Source organism: Acinetobacter sp. TG2027 (assembly GCF_000302435.1).
GTDB lineage: Bacteria > Pseudomonadota > Gammaproteobacteria > Pseudomonadales > Moraxellaceae > Acinetobacter > Acinetobacter pittii.
Window position 1 is genome coordinate 254,228 of the sequence record NZ_AMJN01000008.1, and the last position, 22,922, is coordinate 277,149.

The following is a 22,922-nucleotide window of genomic DNA, read 5'->3' on the forward strand; positions in this document are numbered from 1 at the left end:
TTCGACTAATAATAAAATTTATGAAACTGCTTTTTAAAAAAATTCAAAGTGTTTTTGACAATCAAAATACACATAACAAAATTACTTTAAGAAATATTGAGGCATTAAGAAATTTACTTAATCAGCAATTACCACCTGATATTCTTGTTTATTCATTAAAAAATTGGACAGGCACCCAACAACTTGATATTCGAAATTATATTTTTTGGAATGCTACAATTTTCGCCTTAGTTTGTATGGCCTTAGGCTTTTTAATCTCGATTTACTTCTTCCTTTTTGCCATTCTTGCGATATTTTATGGTTTTTATCATAGAGCATCAACGGCCGAACTGATTTGCCTACTTCAAGATATCCAAGTTTATTATTATGAACATAAATATAATTTCAAATTTGCAACTGAAGATAACCTACCTAAAGAAGGAACATCCGCTTCAGACTTTCCTTTGTTTAAGTTAGGCAATCAACAAAATTCAGTTTTAACTGCAATACACGGCAAGTGGCAAGTAAGAGAAACAATTCACCCCTATAAAATCTTTAGATACCATTATGTCAATCGAGAGATGGCCTATAATTCAAAAGGTAAATGGGAACTAAAAGATGTTAGCTATAATTTATACGGCGTCATTTTGGAGAATTTTCCAGTTCGCGGAGTCAGTATTTCAAGTAAACAGAAAAAAGCTTGTCGCTTAGGAGTAGCTTGGGAATCAAGTGATATCCGTTTTAATCAAAAGTACCAACAAAGCGGAATTAATGAGTTGAATTTAGTAAAATTTCTAAGCCCAGACCGTTTGTTATTATTAGAAAAAATGTTGGAAGATTTTCAAGGGGATTTTTATGTACACCCTGAAACATCTGCATTATGTTGGCTCTGTAATGTAAATCTTTTACGGCAACAAAGCTTATATGGCGCTAGTGTACGCGAGCTTGGTGAATGCCTTGAAACTCTTTCAATGCCAGAGTTTGAGCAATTTGCAAATAAATTGCAGCATTTCATTAATGAAACTCAAATACCAAAATCATAAAAGTAATTATTTATTTAGAACTTATTTCTATTTATCTCATTCAATTTAAAAGATAATCTAAAAATAGTACTTTATGATAATGACCTCATTACTTCCATGCCAATTGATACCTTACAAGAAGCTCTGCATATAAGACGTAAGAAAAATACACAGGTTTTGCGCAATATTGCTCGACTTTGGGATGCTGGACAAAAGTCACAAACAGATCAAGAGCTTTTAAATGCGTTACATCCATGGCGTGAAGATCCTAACCTTCGTTTTGTTAATGTATTGCCATATTTGTTAGGTATTTGCAGTATTACGACTTTATTATTTGGATACTTTTTTCATCCTCATATTCAATATATTTTGAGCCTCTTATGGGCATTTTTAACTGGTTTTCTGGCCTATTTGCTCTATGAACCGCAAAAACCTCTAAGCGAAGTCATTCACTATTTAGAAGAACGTATCACCACTTTACGTTATAGATTACGGTTACAACAGTTACCGGCCTATCTTCCTATTCAATCTCAACCAATTTTAGTCTTAAGCAAATTAAAGCAACACTTTCCACTGTTTAATCGGGGTAATGAATCTAACGAAATTACTCAGTTTGCTTCGACTACGTGGGATGATGGAATTACGGAACATCAAGTTCTGCTGTTCAAATATCACTATGTAAATAATTTACCCATTCTTCAAAATCAGGATAGTGACAAAAAAATAGTTAAAGAGATCCCTAGAGATCTATGGGGCGCTTTTATATTTCAAATGCCTGCATTAGGTATTGCTGTAAGTAACCAACGTTCTCGCTTTTTTGCACCTTACTTAACTGAATGGCAAAGCACTGATATCCTGATTAACCAAAAGCTCAACATTTTTGGTACTGCCCAACACCAATTAGCTAAAGAAGTTAGCCCAAGCATAACTTTAAAACTTCATGATTTTTTTCAACACTTTAAAGGTGATTTAATTTATCATCATGAAGAGCAAATTTTGTGTTATCTCGGTGAACAAGATCTTTTTCAGACCACCAGCAAGCAAAGTGAAATACAGGATATTTCAACATTACGTGGACACTTGCGTACCATGACTATGCCGAAATATGAAAAATTTCAGCAATTAATGCTTAATTTAATTAAATAAATCTCTCGTAGCGCTGAACTGGCAACTTATCAAAAAATAAGAAGTTAAAAGGCTCGGTGAGGGAACAAAAATAAGAGGAGTGAAAATGACAGGTTTATTTATTTTCTTGGGGATTTTCGTCGTACTGATTGTCTGGGGCGTTCACATCCGTAACACCATCGTACGTTACTTTAATGCGACTAAAAGAGCTTGGGCTGAAGTTGCCAATTTCGAGCGTCAAAAAGTAAAGACCTTGGAATCTCTCGAATCAACACTCAATCAATATACTCAATTTGAAAAATCGACATTAGAAAAGGTTACTCAATTACGTCAACAAATTCTTAATTTAAATGTGAATAACACTGATATTTCTCAGCTACAACAGATCGAGAAAATGAGCCAAGAGCTTATTCGAAGCTTAACCGTTGTTGTTGAAAATTATCCAGAGCTTAAAGCTGATTCGCTGTATAGCAAAATGATGGATGATATTCAGGAACAAAATGAAAATGTTGGTGCAGCAATTAGCATTTTTAACCGTAATGTCGAGCTATTCAACAACCAGATTGAAGTATTCCCTAATAATCTCATTAACACCTTAACTTTATCCAAGAAAGCGATTCGCCCTTTTAGAGATAATCTTGTTAATGAAAATTTTGACTATAAACCTAATTTTTAATAGGAAGAAAAGAGTCTCTAAACTATCGGAAATTTATCTATTTTATAACCAGCTACATTTAGTAGTAGAACTACGTCGCAGAATCAAGGAAAATAGCTCTCTTTTTAGCAGCGAACTGTTTCTTCGCCTCTGCTCGTGTTCAGGATTTTTAGATGAAGTTTGAAAAATTAGGTCAGTCGGGGCGCGCCCGTCGTGGTCGTTTAACTTTAGAACATGGTGTTGTTGAAACACCTGTTTTTATGCCAGTGGGGACTTACGGCACAGTCAAAGGCATGTTACCTCGTGACATCGAAGATATTCAGGCACAAATTATTTTAGGAAATACGTTCCATCTATATTTGCGTCCGGGTCTTGAAGTGATTAAAGAACACGGCGGTTTACATGACTTTATTAAATGGAATAAGCCAATTTTGACTGATTCTGGCGGTTTCCAGGTTTTTAGTCTTGGCGCAATGCGCAAAATCAAAGAGGAAGGTGTTACTTTCCGCTCACCGATTGATGGTTCAAAAGTATTTTTATCACCTGAAATTTCTATGGAAATTCAGCAGGTCTTGAACTCTGACATCGTGATGATTTTTGATGAATGTACACCTTACCCTGCGACACATGAAGAAGCTCAAAAATCATTGCAGCTTTCTTTACGCTGGGCAAAACGTTGTAAAACTCATCATCATGATGAGCTCAAGAATCACAATGCATTATTTGGCATTATTCAAGGTGGCATGTATGAAGACTTACGCGATGAGTCTTTAAATGGCCTTTTAGAAATCGGCTTTGACGGTTATGCAATTGGCGGTTTATCGGTAGGTGAACCTAAAGAAGAGATGATCAAAGTTTTAGATTATCTACCAAATAAAATGCCGCATGACAAACCCCGTTATTTGATGGGCGTTGGTAAACCAGAAGATATCGTTGAAGCGGTGCGCCGTGGTGTCGATATGTTTGACTGTGTAATGCCGACTCGTAATGCGCGAAACGGTCATTATTTTGTCACTGATGGTCTGGTACGTATTCGTAATAGTAAATATCGCCATGACCAGAGTCCACTCGATCCACATTGCGATTGCTACACTTGTAAGAACTTTACCCGTGCTTATCTATTCCACCTTGAAAAATGTGGAGAAATGTTGGCATCTATGCTCGGTACTATTCATAACTTACGTTATTACCAACGTTTAACTGAAGGTATGCGTGATGCATTAGACAATGGCACATTTGATGAATTTGTTCAGGACTTTTATGCCCGTCGTGGTTTAGAAGTTCCACCATGTCCGGTTAATGAATAAGCCAGATTTGCGCTCAACCTCAAGACAGGGTAAATTGCAAAACGAATTAGGATTATGTCAGTTATCTGACTCATATTTTTAACTTTAGGAAATCAAAATGAGCTTTTTAATTTCTGCTGCTCATGCAGCACCGGCAGCTGGCCCAACTAATGGTATTTTGCCAAACATCTTGATGATTGTCGTATTCGTTGCAATCTTTTATTTCTTAATTTGGCGCCCTCAAGCAAAACGTGCTAAAGAACACCGTTCTTTGATCGAGAGCTTAGGTGTTGGTAGTGAAGTTGTTTTCGCTGGCGGTTTAATGGGCAAAGTAACCAAAATTGAAGGTGACTATGCAGTTGTTGAACTTAGCCGTGGTGTAGAAGTAAAAATTCAGCGTGCCAGCGTAATTTCAGTATTACCTGAAGGCACTCTAAATAACCTTTAATCATAAAACAGTCGTGCTTTAGCACGGCTTTTTCATTTAAGAAGAAAGCGAATGCGTTACCCTGCATGGAAATATTTACTGATTCTGGTTGTTCTGGTAATCAGTACATTATACGCACTGCCGAGTCTATATCCGGATGAGCCCGCTGTTCAAATTTCCGGTGCCAAAGCTGGTACTCAAATTGATCAAAGTGTGGTGAAAAAAGCAGAGCAAATTTTAAAAACAGCAAATATTGCGAGCCATGACAATACTTTTACAAATAATGCTGCCCTATTGCGTGTCAGTTCATCTGAAGCACAGTTAAAGGCAAAAGAAGTATTACGTCGTGACTTAGGTGATGAATATGTTGTCGCCCTAAACCTTGCACCAACCACACCGGAATGGCTGCAAAAGATTGGGGCAAAACCAATGAAACTTGGTTTGGACTTACGTGGTGGTGTCCACTTCTTGCTTGAAGTAGATATGGACAAAGCCGTTGCCCAACGTATGGAAACCTCTGCCACCGATTTGCGTCGTCAGTTCCGTGAAAACAAGATCAAATTTAACAGTCTTGCATTAACGAATAATGTGATCACTGTTCAATTTGCTGACAATGCTGACCGTGATGCAGCAATGGATTTTTTACGTCGTAATGGGAATGAATATACCCAACAGGCATTAGCAAGCTCTACAGGTTCTACTTTAAAGCTTACTTATACCGATGTACGTCGCCAAGAAATTCAGTCATATGCGGTAAATCAGAACTTAACAACATTACGTAATCGTATTAACGAACTTGGTGTTGCAGAAGCATTGGTACAAAGTCAGGGTAGCAACCGTATTGTTGTTGAATTACCGGGTGTACAAGATACAGCTGAAGCTAAACGTGTTTTAGGACGTACTGCGAACCTCGAATTCCGTTTAGTTTCTGACTTAAATGATCAATATATCGATCCATATACGGGTAAATATAATGGTCAACCTTTACCTCCGGGCACAGAAGTATTTGCTTATGAGTCTTTAGATAGCGGCCGTCAACTCTTGTTGCAACGTAACCGAATCTTGACTGGTGAGCGTGTTCAAAATGCAAGCTCTGGCTTTAGTCAGGACTCTGGCGGTGCCGAAGTAAATATCACGCTCGACAGCGCTGGCGGTAAGCTAATGTCCGATGCAACCCGTAATGCAGTTGGTAAACGCATGGCGGTATTGTTCATCGAGAACAAGCAAAAAATTAACTATGTCACAGATCCAAAAACTGGTGCACAAACAGAAGTTCGTACGCCATATACTGAGTCTGTAGTCATTAACGCTGCAACAGTTCAAGCTGTTTTAGGTTCGACTTTCCGTATTACCGGTTTAAGTTCTCCTCAAGAAGCATCTGAACTTGCATTAATGCTTCGTGCTGGTGCTTTGGCTGCGCCAATGTACTTTGTTGAAGAGCGTGTAGTAGGTCCAAGCCTTGGTCAAGAAAACATTGATAAAGGTGTATTGTCTACTCAAATCGGCTTCTTGCTTGTTGCAATCTGGATGGTGGTTTTCTTCCGTGTATTCGGTTTAATCGCGAACTTTGCTCTTGTGTTTAACTTGGCAATGATTTTAACCGTGATGTCATGGATTGGAGCTTCCCTCACCTTACCGGGTATTGCCGGTATCGTTATTACCATTGGTATGGCGGTCGATGCGAACGTATTGATATGTGAGCGTATCCGAGAAGAAATGCTCTGGGGGGCCTCACCCAAACAGGCCATTGTGGCCGGTTATGATCGAGCCTATAACACCATTTTTGACTCGAACTTAACCACGTTCCTCGTTGCATTCATTCTGTTTGCAATTGGTACAGGCCCAATCAAAGGTTTCGCCGTGACATTAATGATCGGTATTATTTGTTCGATGTTTACTGCAATTACAGTAACTCGTGCAATCGTACAAATCATTTATGGTAAACGCCGTAATTTGAAAAAGTTGAGCATTTAAGGAGATCGATGATGACTAAAGTGACTCAACAGGATTCAAAACAATATGGTCGTCCGGATGATGCAAAAATCATCCCGTTCATGAAGATTGCCAAACCTGCAGCGATCTTCTCGATCCTTATTACTTTGGCAAGTATTTTCTTTATTGCGACTAAAGGTCTTAACCTCGGTTTGGACTTTACAGGTGGTGTTTCAGCTGAGCTTAACTATGCTCAACCAGCCAATCAGTCTGAAGTTATTCAGGCACTCGATAAAGCTGGTTTTAAAGATGCTGTAGTACAAACCTTAGGTAGTAATAAAGACTTACTTGTGCGCATGCCAGTACAAGAAGTTAAGGTTGAAGACCTTAGTAATGCGATTACTAAAGCAGTGCAGTTACCAAATAATGCTGCCGAAGTTCATAAAGTGGACTCTGTTGGTGGTCAAGTTGGTAATGAACTCTATGTCCGTTCTGCTGGTGCCGTTGCACTTGCACTTATCTTAATGTTGATCTACGTAACCATTCGCTTTGAGTTTAAACTCGCGATGGGTGCCGTAATGTCTTTATTCCACGACATCATCATTATTATTGGTGCTTTTGCATTATTCCAATGGCCATTTGACCTTACAGTGTTAGCTGCGGTACTTGCTGTTATTGGTTTCTCGCTTAACGATAACATTGTAGTGTCAGACCGTATTCGTGAAAATTTCCGTAAAATTCGCGGTGCGACTCCTCGTGAAATCGTCGATATTGCGTTAACTGAGACTTTACGTCGTACCATTCATACATCAATGACGTTATTGCTGGTTGTTCTAGCTATGATGTTCTTAGGTGGTGATGGTCTACACTGGTTCTCTGTGGCAATGTTTGTTGGTGTATTTGTTGGTACTTATTCTTCGATTTATATCGGTACTGCATTTGCATTATGGCGTGGTCTTAACCGTCAAGACTTCATTGTTCAGGTTAAGCCTGAATTTGAGGATGAAATTCCTTAAGTTGTCTAAAACAAGACAAATAAAAAAACCGCGATTCATTCGCGGTTTTTTTATTTGATTCAAAAATTATTTACGGCGTAATGCATCCGAAATAGCTTCAACCAATTGTTGAGAAATTTCCTGTTTAGATGCTTTCTCCAACTCACGCTTTTTCATGTGATAGCTTTCAGCAAAGAAAACTGTCATCGCATTCTCATCAGAAGCAAATCCAATATCTGCACGTGATACATCATTGCAGGCAATCATGTCTAATTTTTTAGCAACGAGTTTACCTGCCGCATATTCTTCAACATTTTGCGTTTCGGCTGCAAAGCCCACCATAAATGGACGTTTTTCCTGACCTGCGATTGTTGCCACAATATCTGGATTTTTGACAAGGGAAACATTCAACTCATCCCCTGCTTTTTTAATTTTATGCTCAGCAACTTCTGCTACGCGATAGTCTGCGACTGCGGCAGTGGCAATAAAAATATCGCAGCCTGTTTCTAGTGAACTCATACTGACGTCAAGCATTTGTCGTGCTGAGGCAACATTTACACGTTGAACACCATTAGGCGTATCTAAACTTACAGGTCCAGCAATCAAAGTCACTTGTGCACCAGCAGCATAACAAGCAGCGGCTAAAGCAAAGCCCATTTTGCCAGTACTATGGTTTGAGATATAACGAACAGGGTCAATCGCTTCACGTGTCGGCCCAGCAGTAATAACTACTCGCTTACCTGCCAACAGTCCAAATTTCTCAGCGATGGCACGTTGAGCTTGATGGAAATAGCCAGCGACTTGGCGAGCAATTTCTTCTGGCTCTGGCATACGGCCTAAACCGACATCCCCACAAGCCTGCTCACCCGCATCCGGCATGATCACATGCACGCCATCTTGGACCAAGGTCTGCAAATTACGTTGAGTTGCTTTAGCAGCCCACATTTGCTGGTTCATGGCTGGAGCTACCCAAACAGGAGATTTTGTTGCCAAAAACACAGTGCTGAGTAAGTCATCTGCTAAACCATTCGCAAATTTAGCTAATGTGTCGCAGCTTGCAGGTGCGACTAGTAATAAATCAGCCCAACGCGCTAATTCAATATGTCCCATACCTGCTTCAGCCGCAGGGTCTAGAAGTTCAGTATGAACAGGATTACCAGAAAGAGCCTGAAAAGTTAGTGGTGTAATAAATGCCTGAGCACCATGTGTCATCACCACTCGCACGTCAAAGCCATAATCTTTGAGGCGGCGGACTAAGATGGCACTTTTATAGGCAGCAATTCCGCCAGTAATAGCTAAAACAATGTTTTTATGAGGAATAACACTTAGATCAAAGCTCACGAACAGGATACCTTTCTGTTGCAGTGGCGCTCACAATAGCATTAAATACGCGCAGACCCAAGATTGATTGGGCAAACAAAATAAAATTTTAAGCGAATAATGCTGGGGAATATGAATACTTCTATTAAAAATTGGCCTGAACAAGAACGGCCAAGAGAACGGTTATTACAACAAGGTCCACAAAGTTTATCAGATGCTGAGCTACTCGCGATTTTTCTTCGCTCAGGTTCACGGCAACATTCAGCAGTCGAGTTATCTCGTTTACTCATTCAGCACTTCGGTAATCTTAATGCAGTGTTTGATGCCTCATTTAGTGAGTTAACTCAATTTAATGGCATTGGGGCAACGAAATATTCACAATTACTGGCAGTCAAAGAACTCGGACGGCGTTATCTCGATCATCACTTCCAGACAAATAATCTCAGCCTTCATTCATCAGATTTAGTTTTGGATTATCTGCGCTATGAATTAAAAGGCGAAAAACAAGAAGTCTTTGCTGTTTTGTGCCTAGATCCCGAATTAAGAAAGCTTCATTTTAAAAAGCTGTTCTTTGGTTCAGTTCAGCATTGCGCAGTTTCGGTCAATCAAACCCTACGCTACGCCTTACAACAACATGCTTGCCAGCTCGTTATTGCACATAATCATCCATTTGGTTCTCCACAACCGTCTTCCGAAGATATTGCCTTAACTCAGCAACTCGAACAGGCTTGTCAGCTTGTCGAAATTCGTTTGCTTGACCATTTTATTATCTCACCAGAAGGGAGCTTTTCCTTTGCTGAACAACAACTGCTCAACCCAGCAACAATATCAGTTCAATGATATTGACAAAGTACTACTAAGCCTAGAAGATCAAAACAAAAATAGCGACGTTTAAAATAAAATGATTGTTCGGGAACAGCCTAGTATTTTCAAAGTATTATTCTCTTGGCGAGGCACAATTTTACCTAAAATTTTGCCATCCCTAGGCGTTGTGATGCTGATCTCGGCAATCATTGGTGGAGTGGAGTACATCAATCTTTATCGCTTTCCAGAGATTCCTTTGGTTGGCTTCACTCTCATTGGTGTCGTACTTTCAATCTTCCTAGGATTTAAAAATACTGCGTGTTATGACCGTTGGTGGGAGGCCCGAAAATTATGGGGTGTTCTAATTGCAACTTCACGCCATTTTGACCGTGACTGCCGTATTTTAACTCAAGCTCGCCGTGAACGTGTTATTCAACATGTTATTGTTTTTGCTAATGTATTACGGGATCGTTTACGTCGTCAGACGGCGAACCCAACTGAGTTGATTCAAACCAGTGGTATGAGTCAGCAAGCACTCACTCAACTCTACCAACAAAATAATGCCCCTCAGTACACGCTCAGTCTCATTCACTGGGAATTGTTGCAGGCTCTTAAAGAAGGTGAAATTTCTGACATCATTTATGCACAAATGAATAAGAATGTTGCCGACTTAAGCGTCGTACAAACTGGCTGTGACCGAATTGCCAATACACCTATTCCATTTGCCTATTCAGTTTTACTTAACCGCACAGTCTATTTTTTCTGTTTTATGTTGCCGTTTAGTCTGGGTTCATTGCTTGGATTAGCAACCCCTTTACTCGTCGGAATTTTGGCATACACATTTTTAGGTCTAGATGCGCTAAGCTCTGAAATTGAAGAGCCTTTTGGTACTCAAAGTAATGATTTACCGCTAGATGCAATGGTACGTAGTATCGAGATTGAACTATTAGGGACGCTCGGTAAACCTACCCCACCACCCATTCAAGCTCAAGATAACAACTTACTCTAAACCTCGATTAAAGAAAACGCTCCCAAATTCCTTGTTGCTTATCATTGGGTTTAGGTGTATTTCCGAGTTTAATCCATGGCATATTTTCACCATGAAAATCACTGCCAATTGAAACTGCCAACTGATATTGTTCAATCATTCGATCAATCATCTGGCGGGTAGATAGAGGTTCCATTGGTGGAGGTAACTCAATTGCATCTCCACCTGATGTCGCGAATAATTCAATTAAATAACGAACATTAGTTGCAGATAAATCATAACGGGTCGGATGTGCTAATACTGCGAATCCTTTACTTTGATGAATCACATCAATGGTTTCTTTTAAGCCTAACCCTTCAAACTTTACAAAAGCACGCTTTCCTTCTTTTAAGAAGCGATCAAATGCTTGTTGAGGACGAGTCACGACATTTTTCTCGACCAATGTTTTAGCAATATGAGTTCTTGTTACCCTATCCGCCTGATTTTCTACTTTAGCAAGAACATCATCATAAATCTGAAAACCAATACATTTTTCTAATAGCTCACAAATCACTTTAGCTCTTTGCGCTCTAATTCTTTTTTGTTGTTCTAATGCTTCTAAAATTGGTGCTTCATCTTGCATATTTAAAGCAACAATATGTACACCATAACTCTTCTTAGTGGTTGGGCGCGACCACTGACTAGAAATCTCTGCACCAGAAATAATATTTAAATCATGGCCTTGTGCAGCAATTTTTGCACGCTGCAACCCATCCATTGTATCGTGGTCAGTCAAAGCCAACGTATGCAAGTTCACATCAATAGCAGCTTGCATCAGCAATTCTGGAGACAAAGTTCCATCAGAAATATTGCTATGTGTATGTAAATCTATGCCTTGCATCTTTTATACTATGCCATTCGCCAAACCTGATCAGATACTCTAACATGAAAGCACTTCTGGACTTTGTTCCATTAATTATTTTCTTCTATTTATATAAAACAGTTGATCCAACTGACACCCATCATCCTTTACTGAAACTGATCGGGTCTGCTGGTGGTGCCGATAATAATAATATTCTTGTAGCGACGACTGGCTTAATTATTTCAATGCTTGTGGTATATGGTGCCCTATTCGTTTTCCAAAAATTCCGTCTTGATAAACAACAGTGGTTTGTATTGTTTATGACTGTAATTTTTGGTGGTATCACCCTCATGTTAAGTGACGATTTCTATATTCGTCTCAAAGCTGCGATTTTAAATTTAGTTTTCGCAGGCGCATTCTTGGTTTCACCTTGGTTTGGTAAAGACCGTAAGCCACTCATTCAACGCTTATTTGACCCTATTTTAGATTTGAGTGAAAAAGGTTGGAAAAATCTCAATTTCGCTTGGGCTGCGATGTTTGTCGTGATGTCTTGTCTGCATGTATTCTTCGCATTTTTATTTCACGGTGGAAAATATTGGGGCGAATTTACTGCATTTGGTGACATGATCGTGATGTTTTCATTTATCATTATTCAGTTCATTATTTTACGCAAACATTTTAAGTCACCAGACGCTTAAAGTGCTTCCAGATTGATTATAGAGATACGATTACATGCCTTTTTTTGTTCTAAGCTGTACCGATAACGAAGGAACTTTAGAAAAACGCTTGGCAGTACGCCCTCAGCATATCGAACGCTTACAAAAACTCGATGATGAAGGCCGCCTTGTTACAGCGGGTGCTATGCCAAAAGATCCTAATGATCCGCAAGCAGGCTTCTATGGTAGCACCATGATTGTTGAATTCGACAGTCGCGAAGCATTAGATGAATGGTTAAAAGAAGAACCATTTCTTAAAGAAGGCATTTATGCTCACGTTGATGTAAAACCGTTTAATAAAGCATTTCCAAAAGGGTAATCGCATGCAGCTTGCAATCAAAAGCTTTCTTGGCTTGTGTTTGATATGTTCAACTGCTGGAGCAGTTGAACCTGCTGCGACACCAGCAACTCTTTCCCCAAGTGCGCCTTCAACTCAAGCCGCTAAACCAGCTCCAACATCGGCAACTGGAGTCAAAACAGCAGCGACGGCAGCACAACCACTTACAGCAGAACAACTCGCAAAGAACAAGCAACTGCAAGACGCAAAAATCAAAGCCTTAGTTCAAGATCAAGCATCTCGCTTAAAACAGCTAGAACATGCCAACCTTGAAGCATTGGCCCAGAACCAAGAGTTACAGCTAAAAAATGATAATCTCTCTGTTCAGGTTCAAGTCTTACAAAGCGAACGAAGTGCGCAAATGTTTTTATATGGCGCTGTTACCTTAGCGGGTGGTGTATTGCTAGGTTTCTTTATTGCTAGTTATATTCATACAAAACGTCGACGCCAGTGGTAATACCAAGCGATCTATTAAACTCAATGAACGTATCAAACCGTATCCAAACAGCAGAGCTGGACTGGGAATTCGTCGATGGTATCGAGATTCCCATTTCTAAACAATTTGGTGATGTCTACTTCTCTAAAGATAATGGCCTACTTGAAACACGACATGTTTTTCTAAATGGTAACGACTTATCAGAACGATTAACCAATTTAAAAGATTTTGAATATTTCAGTGTAGGAGAAACCGGTTTTGGTACGGGTTTAAATATTCTTGCACTCTGGCAACTTTGGCAACAAGTTCGCCCTAATAATCAAAGCCATTTACACGCAATTAGCGTTGAAAAGTTTCCATTAAGTAAAGCTGATCTTATTCGCGCTTTAAATGTCTGGGATGAACTTAAACCGCTTGCAGAGCAGTTAATTGAACAATATCCCCTGCCTATTGCCGGATGTCATCGTTTAACTTTCCCTAAAGAACGTTTTAGCATCGATTTATGGCTTGGAGATGCGCAAGAAATTTTTCCAAGCATGGCTAAAACTAAAGCTGTGAATGCCTGGTTTTTAGATGGCTTTGCACCGTCTTGCAACCCAGACATGTGGGAACAAAATGTTTTAAACAATATTGTCCGTCTTTCAGGTTATGGCACTACATTTGCCTCTTTTAGTGTTGCTGGCATTCTAAAACGTGGACTAAAAGCACATGGTATTGATATTTCTCGTCCACGTGGTTTTGGCCATAAACGAGAAATGCTCAAAGCAGTCTGGAAGCTGCCTGAATCTGATCAGGGTTCCACAGAATTAGGGCAAACTCACGCATTGGCTACAGAGCAACAGCATATTGCGATTATAGGGGCTGGTGTAGCAGGTTTAAGCACGGCGTGGGCATTTGCAACACGTGGCCACCAAGTGACCTTATACGAGCAAAACAATGCATTATCGGGTGCCTCTGGAAACCCTTTGGCATTACTTAATCCGAAACTATGCCCAATTGAACAAAGTCATGAACACCTCATGACCTTAAGTTGGCAACATGCTTTAAATTTTTATAAAAATTTTAATGCATTCCGTCCACTTCAAATTCAACAAATTGCATTGAAAAATGCAGAAGAACTTCTCGATTTGGTAAATCAGTATCCAGCTCCTGTTGTTACTAACTCAGCGAACTCACTTGAAACTGATTACTCAAGCATATTACTAACTGAGGCTGGTTCCGTTTCACCACATCAATTACGTGATGAAATTTTGCAGCATCCATGTATCAATCTCAAAATTGCCCATGTCACAGCACTTATTTCTACTGAAAATAACGTTCAATTGCAAACCGACAATGAAATCATTGCAGAAGCAGATCATGTCGTTGTGTGCTGTGCTCGAGAAAGTGCTGCTTTATTTAACAACTATCCGCAGTTAAAACCAATACGTGGACAAGTGAGCTGGGTTGATAATACGTTTGCTCCCCTGCCTTTAAATGAAGCTTATAGCTATGGCGGCTATTGCATGCAACTTGATGCCTCACAGATGATTTTGGGTGCGTCTTTCTACCCAAATCGTGAAGATCAAGATGTACTTCCCGAAGACCATGTGCATAACTTTGAATTAATCCACAGTGTATTCCCTGAATATGCTAAAAAGTTACCATCACCTTCGACATGGCAAGGGCGTGCATCTATACGGGCACAAAGCTTAGATTATTTTCCTCTGGTTGGAAAAATGCAGGAGAATAGCCGAATTGCTACTTTTGCTGGGCTTGGCTCTAAAGGCTTCTTATTTGCCCCGCTGTGCAGTGAAATTTTAGTTGCTCAAATATTAGGAGAAGCTTGTCCAGTACCAGACCGCTTACTACAAAAATTGAGTCCTCAACGGTTCCAAAAGAAAGTGAAACCTAAAAAGCCTTATTTTAAACCGCAATAATTCATTTCAATAAAAAAGCACCCGAAGGTGCTTTTTTTATGCGCCCTGCTCTAGAGGCAAGCCAGCATCACGAGCTGCACGTGTCCCGCCCATCAGCACGACATATTCACGCGAGGCATCCAATCCTTCTAGTTTCTCAGCTGCACGAGGAGCTTTGCTACCACCACCACATAAAATATAAATCGGCTGACCCGCAGAGACCTGGTTCAAAATATCAGCATTCAAATCATTAATTGGGCGATTCACCGCACCTTTAACATGCCCTTCTGCATAAGCATTAGTATCACGGACATCCCAGATAACAGCATTTTCTGGGAATTCAAATGTTGTAATTTCTTGTTTACGGATCATTGTGCACTCCTTTGATGTAAACAACACTTGGCAAATGAAGAAAACCCTCTTAGCATCTCAAATATTCTTTCACTTTGTAAAGGTCTAAACTATGCCTTCTTTCGATATTGTCTCTGAATTAGAGTTATTTGAAGTTAATCATGCTGTACAAAACACACAAAAAGAGATTGCAACACGCTTTGACTTCCGTGGTCACGATGTTTCTATCGAATTAAATGAAAAAAATAAAGAAATCAAAATCAGTACCGAAAGTGATTTCCAGTGTGAACAAGTTTATAACATGTTAGAAAATCATTTTTATAAACGTAAAATTGATGTTCAAGCACTTGATCCACAAAAAGCTGCGGCTTCAGGCAAAAACTTTGTACAAGTCATTAAACTTAAAGATGGTCTTGACTCTGATACTGCAAAAAAAATTAATAAAGCCATTAAAGAAAGTGGCGTTAAAGTGCAATCTTCTATTCAAGGCGACAAAATTCGTGTGACTGATAAAAAGCGTGACACCTTACAACAAGTCATGACTTTTTTACGTGAACAACAATTCGGTGTGCCATTACAGTTTAATAACTTTAAAGATTAATATCTTGTCGGCCATTTAAAGCTAAGGTAATCCCATGTCTCAATCCAACCGTCTATCAAAACTGGTAAAAGCAACTTCAAAATTCCCTAAAGGCATTCGGAGCACGCTTTGGAGCAAGGCGTTTGGTCGTATCGTACCAATGGTGGGTACAGCAAATATCCGCTATCTGGAAGTAGACTCAAACCACGTTACTGTCCGTTTAGATAACCAAAAAAATATGCAGAATCATATTAAAGGCGTCCACGCTGCGGCTATGGCTCTTTTAGCAGAAACTGCAACAGGTTTTCTAACCGGTTTACATATTCCCGATAATCGAATTTTATTAATCAAATCATTACATGTAGATTATTTAAAAGTGGTTGAAGGCGGTTTGACTGCTACAGCAACATTGTCTGTTGAACAACAAAAGTTTATTGCAGATAATGAGAAAGGCGAACTTGTGATTCCTGTTACTGTGATTGATGATGCAGGCAATGAACCAATTCAATGCCAAATGCTCTGGGCATGGTTACCTAAACGTAAGAAATAATAACTAATCTAAAGTATTTTTAGACGGTTATTTACCTCAAGATATAAAACTAATATTTTGTATCTTGAGGTTAAAATGAAAAAAATATTAATTCTTTCCTCTTTATTTACCAGTTTAATATTTACAACTATAAGTTCTCACGCGACTGAACCCAGCATTAAAACCAGTAAAGTAACTTCGGCTAAATCAGAAGCTATTGATAAAGTAAGTGCTCAAAACAAAAGAATAGTGACCGACTTTTATGAAGGTGTCTTTTTAAAACATAAAGTTAAAGAATATGCAGACCGCTATATTGGTCAACAATACATTCAGCACAATCCTAATGTTCCAGATGGGAAAGCACCTTTCGTTAATTTCTTCACTGAAAAATTCCAAAAGAATCCGCAAGCTAAAAATGAGATTAAACGTGCGATTGCTGAAGGCAATCTTGTCGTTTTACATGTCCATTCGACTGAAAATGAAAAAGATCGAGGAAGAGCAATTGTTGATATATTCCGTGTTGAAAATGGAAAAATCGTAGAGCATTGGGATGTGATACAAAATATTCCTGAGCAAAGCAAAAATACCAATACGATGTTTTAATTTCTAAAAACTCATTTTTCTTTTGAATAAAGATTAAAGCCTGAATACTAATATTCAGGCTTTCTGATTCTTATTGAGTTTCCAAAAACTTTTGTTTCGCTTCTTCAGGTATTTGACGCTTATTACCTTTTACATCTACTGCTACAAAGGTAAAGACTCCTTCAGTAATGCGTATTGGTTCACGAGAGTCATCATGACTATCCCAAACTTCAATTTGCATCTGAATAGAAGTATTTCCAACTTTTAAGATCTTGGTATAGCAGCTAATGACAAAGCCAACTTTTACCGGAACCAAAAAGGTCATTTGATTAATAGAAATCGTAGCACAGCGACCACGACTGAAACGTTCTGCGTGAATTGCTCCAGCCAAGTCCATTTGTGACACAATCCATCCACCAAATACATCACCACTCCAGTTTGTATCTGCTGGCATGGCAATCGTTTGTAAGGATAAAATTCCTTCTGGTTTGGTATAAGCTTCTGACACCTTAGCTCCCGAAATTCATTTGAAGTTGTTGATCGAGCCACTGTTGCAATTCAGGCGCACGTAACGCACCGCTAATACGCGCGACCTCTGTCGTTTTATTCATTAAGACAAGTGTCGGAATACTTCTCACATGAAAAGCTTGGCTCAAGCGAGGAGATTCTTCGGTATCAATCTTGGCAAAGATAACGCCTGGATTCTGTTTTGCGACTTGCGCAAAATGTGGAGCCATCATTTTACAAGGTCCACACCATTCTGCCCATAAGTCTATAAGAATAGGTAGATCACTATTGGTGATGTAGTTACTAAAATTTTGCTCATTTAGCTCAATAGGTGCAAGCGGTAGTAATGGCTGATGACATTGCCCACAGCTTGGTTGCTCTGGAAGTTTTTCTTCCGGAACTCGGTTTTTAGCACCACACGATGCACATACAATAATCATTTACATCACTCCTATATGCTGATGTAAAAATTCTAATTGGGTTGTCACTGCTTTTTCAAACCATGAACCGTGATAGATATCAAAATGTTTCATATCCCATTCATGATAACTCACAAAAGGCGCAATATTTGTCGCAGCTTCACGGCTTGACTCAATAGGAATAAGCGAATCTTTTTGAGCAGCAATAAATAAAACAGGAATATTAATCTGGCGCACAACTTGGATTGGACGGTATCGCATCAGATTAAAAAAGACACGAGCAGGAACTTCCCCACTCCAATAATAATCAGGATTTACAATCGATAAATAGCCGTAATAACTATCAGCCGTAGGCATAAAACATAGGTTATGTTGATCAACAACAGGTAATCTCTTTGGATTAAGCCCCATCTTTGATCCCATATAATCCTGACTCGATAGCTTTAATGCTTGGGGATAGCGCTGCAAAGGATAGAGCTTGGCAGTTTCAGCGCCATCTACATAAGGAATTTGTACTAAAACCGCTTGAATATTCTTTAACTCAGAAGCCAGGCTTAGTGCATATCCCCCACTTAAAGAAGTTCCCCAAAGCACAATCCTTCGGTTATCTACGAGTTTACAAGTCGAAGCATACTGAATCACTGTCTTCCAATCTTCTAATTGTGAATTGATGGAGACCATTTCTCTAGGCTTGCCAGTACTGCCACCCCAATATCTGTAATCAAATAAAATAACAGCGTAACCTGCTTGAGCAAATCGCTGGGCATACTGAATAAGTTTAAATTGACGCAATCCGGCAAAACCATGCGCCATGATAATTACCGCAGATTTATTATTTGTTTTTGGAATATAAAAGTCAGCTGCGATCATTTCCTGATCACATGGAACATATAAAGGCTCAACCGTATAAGCGTGCATATGTGCTCCGTGGCATTATGGTCGAAGTAATGAATTTACAAAAAACATCCTGATCGCCTTTTAAAAATCTAGAGCTGTTCTATGACATAAGTTTTATCTATGTAGGAACAACGTTTTAGTGTCTTGTATCTCAGGTTAAGCTTAATGCTATGATACAGCATAAGAGGTTTTGTTAAATTTTGGAGTGACGAAATGTCAGATAATGTTGGTTTCGCAGGTCAAATTGGTCCAGAACACGTTGGCCAAGTTGTAGAAAAAGGATTTAAATCTATTATTAATAACCGACCAGATATGGAAGGCGGCCCAGAACAACCTACAAGCGCTCAGATTGAAGAAGCTGCACGTCAGGTAGGCTTAGACTATGTATATCAACCTGTTGTAGCTGGACAAATTACTGAACTAGATGTACGTACTTTTGCTAATCATTATAATGAATTGCCAAAACCTGTGCTGATGTTCTGCCGCACAGGAAACCGTTCAAATAATCTATATCAATTAGCGAAACAAATGGATTTGTTAGACGACTAAGTTTAAGAAATTAATTCTCTTTAAAACCCTATTTTCTTTTTTAAAGTAGGGTTTTGATAAATTATTTTGCATATCTCTGCACGAACTCAACAGAACTAAAAATAATATTAATTTAGAGTATTTATATCTTTTGATTCATTTATTAATTTTCTATGAATAAATTTATTTTCGTTCTTTTAAGCTGTTTAATCGTTAGCGCATGCTCCTCAATGCAAGTAAAACCTACTGTCGGGGTAACGATGGGTACACGCATTTAATCAGTTACCCTGCCTATAAATATCATGAGCAACCTCATGAAATATATGTTATTTTATAAACCTAAAAAATTATTTTAAATAACTTATCATTTTAATGGGGATAATCATGAAACTTACTCAAGGAGTATGTGGAGTTACTTTGGCTGCTTTTTTGACAGCTTGTGGTGGGGGTGGCAATGATGGCTACTATAATCAAAATTCAAATTCTGGTTCTACAACAACACCAACCACTCCATCACCAAATCAGGAGTTAGCGACCTCAGTTTTAAATAATGTAAAACAAGAAGGTAAATATCTATTTGGTGCCTATGCTCTTAACGACGAAAAGTTATCAAAAGGTTATATTGATCATGCACTAGATACCTTCGCTCAAGGACCACTTAAGTTAACCTTAGACATTCGAAAAGTAGATCTTACTAAGTACTCCGACCACTATCGAGATAAATGTTTTATCAAGAGTACTACAGACTACCGCGCCTGCTATGTATTTAAAGGTGAAGAAATTAAAACTTTACTCACTGGTTATAGTGATTGGGATTTTGATATTACAGCAGACGACTTGAAGAACATTAAACTGTCAAACGACAATATATCTCCGAACTTACAGGATTATCAATCAAATACCAGAATTTATATTTTTGAAAATGAAAATAATGATAAAAACTTTCAAGATGTAACTATTACAGGTGCGTTTGCTTATCCTTTCCAACAGTCATGGGGACTTGAACAAACCAAGCAAAAAAGATTCGTATTAATTAATGCTGCCACAAGTGATTATAAAATTACGACAACCGCTCTAGTTCAAGATCCAGAGACTGGCCAACCAACTGAAAAAGAAGTAACCACGGGTGCAATGAGTGTTTATAAAGATAATACATCAATTGATGGTGATCTCTATGTAGTTCAAGGTGGTTCTGGTTTCAACGTACTCATTAATGACAATCCTAATGTCCCTTTTGCAGAGCCAATTTCATTTGTTGTGAACTCAACTCCTGGTAATACGAACAATGCGACATATAAAGTAATGGCTAATAATCACCAAATATTGAGCCTACCAAGTATTACTAGCCTTGAAGGAAGCCGAGTTGAAAATGAATCACCAACAACGAATGCACAGAAATTTAATGGCAGTATTTATTTAGAAGGACAAAATATTTTTACTTTCAAACAAAGCTTGAATGGAACTACATTAGACTTTAAGCATGTTATTAATGGGGTAAGCATTGAAGGTCAGTCTATTAATCAAAATGGGACTGTTTCAACAACTCTAAAAACACCTTTTATGCAAAAATTTACATTTTAAAGCTAAATAATTAGGACAAAACCCTCTGTTTAAGAGGGTTTTTCTATATATTCTAAATATCTATTAAAATAGCTTAATAACAATGTTCGATATTATTATCATTGGCGCAGGTACTGCTGGTATTAGCGCATACAAAGAAGCCGTTAAACATACCAACAATATTTTAATTATAAATGATGGACCATGGGATACCACTTGTGCCCGTGTAGGCTGTATGCCAAGTAAAGTTCTCATCTCTACAGCAAACCGTATGTTTGACATTCAAAATGCTCAAGAGGTTGCTTTAGATGTATCTGCAAATATTAATACTGATCAAGTAATGCAGCATGTACAAACTTTACGTGACAGATTTACACAAGCAACTTTAAAAGATGTAGATCAATGGCCGACTGAGCATAAAATTTCTGGAAAAGCATATTTTATTGATGCACAAACTGTAGAAGTTAACGGAAAACAGTATAAATCAAAAAGTTTTATTCTGGCTGTTGGTTCAACTCCTAATTATGATCAAATTTGGAAGCAAGAATTAGGAAACCGGCTTATAACAACAGACCAAATATTTGAGTTAAAAACACTTCCTCAATCTATTGCTGTAATTGGTAGCGGTGCAATCGCTCTTGAGATTGCACAAGCTATGCATCGTCTAGGTGTAGAAACAACAATCTTCGCTCGCAGTAAACGGATTGGAATCCTAACTAGTTCTAGAGTTCAACAGCTTGCTCAAAAAGAGCTAGGAAAAGAATTAACAATTCTATTCGAGACTTTACCGAGTGAAGTTAAATGCAGTAAGGAAAACGCTGTATTAACTTACCAATTTGATGAAACAGAGAAAACTCTCGAAGTTGAATATGTTTTAGCTGCAACCGGCCGTACAAGTTTAATTGATACTTTAAAACTAGAAAATATTGATAATTCATTCAAAGATATTAAGTTATTACCTGTAAATGCTAAAACTAAGCAGCTAGATACATATCCAATTTTTGTTGTCGGTGACGCTTACACCTCAACACCACTACAACATGAAGCAGCTCATGAAGGTAAAAAAGTTGTTTATAACTGCTTAAATTATCCGCAGATAAACTCAGTTAAGACACTTACTCCATTAGGAATTGTCTTTAGTCATCCTGAAATGGCGATCGTAGGTCAAAGTTATAAGCAATTAAAAGATGAAGGTATAGATTTTATTACAGGCGAAGCCTCTTATGAACGACAAGGAAGAGCTATAGTTCTTGGAAAAAATAAAGGTGCTATTGAAGTTTATATAGAACGAAAAAGCCAAAAGCTTCTAGGTGCTGAGCTATTTACAGAAGCAACTGAACATATGGCCCATTTATTAAGCTGGATAATCGGTGAAGAATTAACGCTAAATGATATTCTAGAGAAACCCTTTTATCACCCGACTTTAGAAGAAGGCCTTCGAACTGCTCTAAAGCATGCGCGTAGACAACTGAAATAATCAATTTTAGGAGAGTCCTTTATTAATTAAATTGGCTCTTCTACTTCCACTTGCTTTCATTAATTCATTTGATGGGAAATAACCGCAACTAATGAAGCATTCTTTTCTGATGAACTAGTATATATCCATATTTCTAAAGCCTTCCCATTTTTAGAAATAATATAATTTGTTGTGGTCAAATTCTTATCTTTATATACTTCTTTTTTATAAGTTAGGCCCGTAGATTCTGGAGGTAGCCAGCTTTCTAAATTCTTCTGAATTTCAGTTGAATTTCCTTTATTTATAAATAATGAACATACGCCATTATCGAGTTGAGTAATAACAAATTTTCCTTCAGAGGAACTTATCATCCATGCATGACCATTATAATCTTTTAAAAAATGTGCAGCATATTCATCAGGCATTTGGATAAATCCCATATTTTTTGCTTGTTTATTTATTAATTCTGGATTTCCTCTAGAACTTACACAAATATTTAAAAAAGCTTTTGTACTATACAAACTTTTCACAGTTTCATTAGCATATATACAACTACAACTGAGTATTGTAGACAATATAAAGGAAAATATTTTAAATTCTGAAAATTTCATTATTAATACTCTTTTTATCATTTTAAATAGTGTGATTTATATCATAATTCATTCTAAAGTTAGTCGGGGATTTAGATTTTATATTCTCCCAATAAAGAAACACCCCCATTCATTAGAACGGGGGTGTTTAGAATAATGAGC

The 22,922-nt window shown here is 38.2% G+C and carries 26 protein-coding genes; 19 read left to right on the forward strand and 7 right to left on the reverse strand.

The genetic code is table 11. From position 1 onward, the window contains the following. Window positions 1-20 precede the first annotated feature (20 nt). The 7 genes from B806_RS0104245 (at window position 21) to secF (ending at window position 7,442) form a co-directional block, all read left to right on the forward strand. Window positions 21-1,022, forward strand: coding sequence for a hypothetical protein (locus B806_RS0104245; protein WP_017385648.1), 1,002 nt, complete (start codon window positions 21-23; stop codon window positions 1,020-1,022). 96 nt (window positions 1,023-1,118) lie between these two features. Next, window positions 1,119-2,147, forward strand: a complete 1,029-nt coding sequence (locus B806_RS0104250) for a hypothetical protein (RefSeq protein WP_017385649.1) — start codon at window positions 1,119-1,121, stop codon at window positions 2,145-2,147. Between the two features lie 85 nt (window positions 2,148-2,232). Then, window positions 2,233-2,802 carry a LemA family protein gene (locus tag B806_RS0104255; protein WP_017402655.1) on the forward strand — a complete coding sequence of 190 codons (570 nt, stop codon included), beginning with the start codon at window positions 2,233-2,235 and terminating at the stop codon, window positions 2,800-2,802. Between the two features lie 152 nt (window positions 2,803-2,954). Beyond that, window positions 2,955-4,088: a tRNA guanosine(34) transglycosylase Tgt gene (gene tgt / locus B806_RS0104260; protein ID WP_017402656.1), complete on the forward strand. Its 1,134-nt coding sequence runs from the start codon at window positions 2,955-2,957 to the stop codon at window positions 4,086-4,088. 97 nt (window positions 4,089-4,185) lie between these two features. Then, window positions 4,186-4,515: a preprotein translocase subunit YajC gene (gene yajC / locus B806_RS0104265; protein ID WP_002116168.1), complete on the forward strand. Its 330-nt coding sequence runs from the start codon at window positions 4,186-4,188 to the stop codon at window positions 4,513-4,515. A gap of 51 nt (window positions 4,516-4,566) precedes the next feature. Next, on the forward strand, window positions 4,567-6,468 hold the full coding sequence (gene secD, locus B806_RS0104270) for a protein translocase subunit SecD (protein WP_002116237.1): 1,902 nt from the start codon (window positions 4,567-4,569) through the stop codon (window positions 6,466-6,468). An 8-nt stretch (window positions 6,469-6,476) separates the two neighbouring features. After that, complete coding sequence (secF, locus tag B806_RS0104275; RefSeq protein ID WP_005804728.1) at window positions 6,477-7,442, forward strand: protein translocase subunit SecF; 966 nt, start codon at window positions 6,477-6,479, stop codon at window positions 7,440-7,442. A gap of 66 nt (window positions 7,443-7,508) precedes the next feature. On the opposite strand, the gene coaBC is transcribed toward secF, so the two are convergent. Further along, window positions 7,509-8,762 (reverse strand): bifunctional phosphopantothenoylcysteine decarboxylase/phosphopantothenate--cysteine ligase CoaBC, encoded by a 1,254-nt coding sequence (coaBC, locus tag B806_RS0104280; protein WP_017402657.1) that lies wholly within the window; start codon window positions 8,760-8,762, stop codon window positions 7,509-7,511. Window positions 8,763-8,861: 99 nt separating this feature from the next. Between coaBC and radC the strand changes: the two genes are divergently transcribed. Further along, window positions 8,862-9,581, forward strand: coding sequence for a DNA repair protein RadC (radC, locus tag B806_RS0104285; RefSeq protein ID WP_079380924.1), 720 nt, complete (start codon window positions 8,862-8,864; stop codon window positions 9,579-9,581). Window positions 9,582-9,642: 61 nt separating this feature from the next. Next, the gene (locus tag B806_RS0104290; protein WP_005064169.1) at window positions 9,643-10,554 is read left to right on the forward strand and encodes a bestrophin family protein; all 912 of its coding nucleotides are present in this window, start codon (window positions 9,643-9,645) and stop codon (window positions 10,552-10,554) included. 7 nt (window positions 10,555-10,561) lie between these two features. Here B806_RS0104290 and B806_RS0104295 read toward each other — a convergent pair whose 3' ends face one another. Continuing rightward, the gene (locus B806_RS0104295; RefSeq protein ID WP_017402659.1) at window positions 10,562-11,413 is read right to left on the reverse strand and encodes a PHP domain-containing protein; all 852 of its coding nucleotides are present in this window, start codon (window positions 11,411-11,413) and stop codon (window positions 10,562-10,564) included. A 44-nt stretch (window positions 11,414-11,457) separates the two neighbouring features. Here B806_RS0104295 and B806_RS0104300 point away from each other — a divergent pair, with 44 nt between their 5' ends. The 4 genes from B806_RS0104300 to mnmC are packed head-to-tail and all read left to right on the forward strand — an operon-like array spanning window position 11,458 to window position 14,782. Next, window positions 11,458-12,072: a septation protein IspZ gene (locus B806_RS0104300; protein ID WP_017402660.1), complete on the forward strand. Its 615-nt coding sequence runs from the start codon at window positions 11,458-11,460 to the stop codon at window positions 12,070-12,072. A 34-nt stretch (window positions 12,073-12,106) separates the two neighbouring features. Next, on the forward strand, window positions 12,107-12,409 hold the full coding sequence (locus B806_RS0104305; protein WP_002116400.1) for a YciI family protein: 303 nt from the start codon (window positions 12,107-12,109) through the stop codon (window positions 12,407-12,409). Window positions 12,410-12,413: 4 nt separating this feature from the next. Beyond that, window positions 12,414-12,884: a hypothetical protein gene (locus B806_RS0104310; protein ID WP_017402661.1), complete on the forward strand. Its 471-nt coding sequence runs from the start codon at window positions 12,414-12,416 to the stop codon at window positions 12,882-12,884. 23 nt (window positions 12,885-12,907) lie between these two features. Then, window positions 12,908-14,782, forward strand: a complete 1,875-nt coding sequence (mnmC, locus tag B806_RS0104315) for an FAD-dependent 5-carboxymethylaminomethyl-2-thiouridine(34) oxidoreductase MnmC (protein WP_017402662.1) — start codon at window positions 12,908-12,910, stop codon at window positions 14,780-14,782. 36 nt (window positions 14,783-14,818) lie between these two features. On the opposite strand, the gene B806_RS0104320 is transcribed toward mnmC, so the two are convergent. Continuing rightward, window positions 14,819-15,133, reverse strand: coding sequence for a rhodanese-like domain-containing protein (locus tag B806_RS0104320; RefSeq protein WP_002116171.1), 315 nt, complete (start codon window positions 15,131-15,133; stop codon window positions 14,819-14,821). 91 nt (window positions 15,134-15,224) lie between these two features. On the opposite strand from B806_RS0104320, the gene B806_RS0104325 reads away from it, so the two are divergent. The 3 genes from B806_RS0104325 (at window position 15,225) to B806_RS0104335 (ending at window position 16,824) form a co-directional block, all read left to right on the forward strand. After that, the gene (locus B806_RS0104325; protein WP_002051423.1) at window positions 15,225-15,713 is read left to right on the forward strand and encodes a YajQ family cyclic di-GMP-binding protein; all 489 of its coding nucleotides are present in this window, start codon (window positions 15,225-15,227) and stop codon (window positions 15,711-15,713) included. 34 nt (window positions 15,714-15,747) lie between these two features. After that, window positions 15,748-16,242 carry a DUF4442 domain-containing protein gene (locus B806_RS0104330; protein WP_014207651.1) on the forward strand — a complete coding sequence of 165 codons (495 nt, stop codon included), beginning with the start codon at window positions 15,748-15,750 and terminating at the stop codon, window positions 16,240-16,242. Window positions 16,243-16,317: 75 nt separating this feature from the next. Continuing rightward, entirely contained in the window at window positions 16,318-16,824 is a 507-nt protein-coding gene (locus B806_RS0104335; RefSeq protein ID WP_017402663.1) for an ester cyclase, read from the forward strand. Between the two features lie 70 nt (window positions 16,825-16,894). Here B806_RS0104335 and B806_RS0104340 read toward each other — a convergent pair whose 3' ends face one another. From B806_RS0104340 to B806_RS0104350, 3 genes are read right to left on the reverse strand one after another with little or no spacing between them, the layout of a single operon-like run. Next, the gene (locus B806_RS0104340; RefSeq protein WP_002116010.1) at window positions 16,895-17,311 is read right to left on the reverse strand and encodes an acyl-CoA thioesterase; all 417 of its coding nucleotides are present in this window, start codon (window positions 17,309-17,311) and stop codon (window positions 16,895-16,897) included. A gap of 1 nt (window position 17,312) precedes the next feature. Further along, entirely contained in the window at window positions 17,313-17,750 is a 438-nt protein-coding gene (gene trxC / locus B806_RS0104345; protein WP_017385658.1) for a thioredoxin TrxC, read from the reverse strand. After that, a complete protein-coding gene (locus B806_RS0104350) occupies window positions 17,751-18,647 on the reverse strand; it encodes an alpha/beta hydrolase (RefSeq protein WP_005064153.1) in 897 nt (298 codons plus the stop codon). A gap of 192 nt (window positions 18,648-18,839) precedes the next feature. On the opposite strand from B806_RS0104350, the gene B806_RS0104355 reads away from it, so the two are divergent. The 3 genes from B806_RS0104355 to B806_RS0104365 all read left to right on the forward strand — a co-directional run bounded on the left by B806_RS0104355 (window position 18,840) and on the right by B806_RS0104365 (window position 22,191). After that, window positions 18,840-19,175, forward strand: a complete 336-nt coding sequence (locus B806_RS0104355; protein ID WP_002116083.1) for a TIGR01244 family sulfur transferase — start codon at window positions 18,840-18,842, stop codon at window positions 19,173-19,175. Between the two features lie 363 nt (window positions 19,176-19,538). Further along, entirely contained in the window at window positions 19,539-20,735 is a 1,197-nt protein-coding gene (locus tag B806_RS0104360) for a hypothetical protein (RefSeq protein ID WP_017385659.1), read from the forward strand. Window positions 20,736-20,817: 82 nt separating this feature from the next. Then, the gene (locus B806_RS0104365; RefSeq protein WP_017385660.1) at window positions 20,818-22,191 is read left to right on the forward strand and encodes a dihydrolipoyl dehydrogenase; all 1,374 of its coding nucleotides are present in this window, start codon (window positions 20,818-20,820) and stop codon (window positions 22,189-22,191) included. 59 nt (window positions 22,192-22,250) lie between these two features. On the opposite strand, the gene B806_RS20190 is transcribed toward B806_RS0104365, so the two are convergent. Further along, window positions 22,251-22,781, reverse strand: coding sequence for a hypothetical protein (locus B806_RS20190; protein WP_017385661.1), 531 nt, complete (start codon window positions 22,779-22,781; stop codon window positions 22,251-22,253). Window positions 22,782-22,922: the final 141 nt, after the last annotated feature.

Coding starts and splice junctions, on each gene's coding strand:
- yajC (WP_002116168.1), top strand. CDS start 4,186: ATGAGCTTTTTAATTTCTGCTGCTCATGCAGCACCGGCAGCTGGCCCA.
- B806_RS0104350 (WP_005064153.1), bottom strand. CDS start 18,647: ATGCACGCTTATACGGTTGAGCCTTTATATGTTCCATGTGATCAGGAA.
- B806_RS0104255 (WP_017402655.1), top strand. CDS start 2,233: ATGACAGGTTTATTTATTTTCTTGGGGATTTTCGTCGTACTGATTGTC.
- B806_RS0104295 (WP_017402659.1), bottom strand. CDS start 11,413: ATGCAAGGCATAGATTTACATACACATAGCAATATTTCTGATGGAACT.
- B806_RS0104310 (WP_017402661.1), top strand. CDS start 12,414: ATGCAGCTTGCAATCAAAAGCTTTCTTGGCTTGTGTTTGATATGTTCA.
- B806_RS0104325 (WP_002051423.1), top strand. CDS start 15,225: ATGCCTTCTTTCGATATTGTCTCTGAATTAGAGTTATTTGAAGTTAAT.
- B806_RS0104250 (WP_017385649.1), top strand. CDS start 1,119: ATGCCAATTGATACCTTACAAGAAGCTCTGCATATAAGACGTAAGAAA.
- B806_RS0104290 (WP_005064169.1), top strand. CDS start 9,643: ATGATTGTTCGGGAACAGCCTAGTATTTTCAAAGTATTATTCTCTTGG.
- B806_RS0104365 (WP_017385660.1), top strand. CDS start 20,818: ATGTTCGATATTATTATCATTGGCGCAGGTACTGCTGGTATTAGCGCA.
- B806_RS0104305 (WP_002116400.1), top strand. CDS start 12,107: ATGCCTTTTTTTGTTCTAAGCTGTACCGATAACGAAGGAACTTTAGAA.
- secD (WP_002116237.1), top strand. CDS start 4,567: ATGCGTTACCCTGCATGGAAATATTTACTGATTCTGGTTGTTCTGGTA.
- B806_RS0104245 (WP_017385648.1), top strand. CDS start 21: ATGAAACTGCTTTTTAAAAAAATTCAAAGTGTTTTTGACAATCAAAAT.
- B806_RS0104335 (WP_017402663.1), top strand. CDS start 16,318: ATGAAAAAAATATTAATTCTTTCCTCTTTATTTACCAGTTTAATATTT.
- trxC (WP_017385658.1), bottom strand. CDS start 17,750: ATGATTATTGTATGTGCATCGTGTGGTGCTAAAAACCGAGTTCCGGAA.
- mnmC (WP_017402662.1), top strand. CDS start 12,908: ATGAACGTATCAAACCGTATCCAAACAGCAGAGCTGGACTGGGAATTC.
- B806_RS0104360 (WP_017385659.1), top strand. CDS start 19,539: ATGAAACTTACTCAAGGAGTATGTGGAGTTACTTTGGCTGCTTTTTTG.
- tgt (WP_017402656.1), top strand. CDS start 2,955: ATGAAGTTTGAAAAATTAGGTCAGTCGGGGCGCGCCCGTCGTGGTCGT.
- B806_RS0104330 (WP_014207651.1), top strand. CDS start 15,748: ATGTCTCAATCCAACCGTCTATCAAAACTGGTAAAAGCAACTTCAAAA.
- B806_RS0104320 (WP_002116171.1), bottom strand. CDS start 15,133: ATGATCCGTAAACAAGAAATTACAACATTTGAATTCCCAGAAAATGCT.
- radC (WP_079380924.1), top strand. CDS start 8,862: ATGCTGGGGAATATGAATACTTCTATTAAAAATTGGCCTGAACAAGAA.
- secF (WP_005804728.1), top strand. CDS start 6,477: ATGATGACTAAAGTGACTCAACAGGATTCAAAACAATATGGTCGTCCG.
- B806_RS20190 (WP_017385661.1), bottom strand. CDS start 22,781: ATGAAATTTTCAGAATTTAAAATATTTTCCTTTATATTGTCTACAATA.
- B806_RS0104355 (WP_002116083.1), top strand. CDS start 18,840: ATGTCAGATAATGTTGGTTTCGCAGGTCAAATTGGTCCAGAACACGTT.
- B806_RS0104300 (WP_017402660.1), top strand. CDS start 11,458: ATGAAAGCACTTCTGGACTTTGTTCCATTAATTATTTTCTTCTATTTA.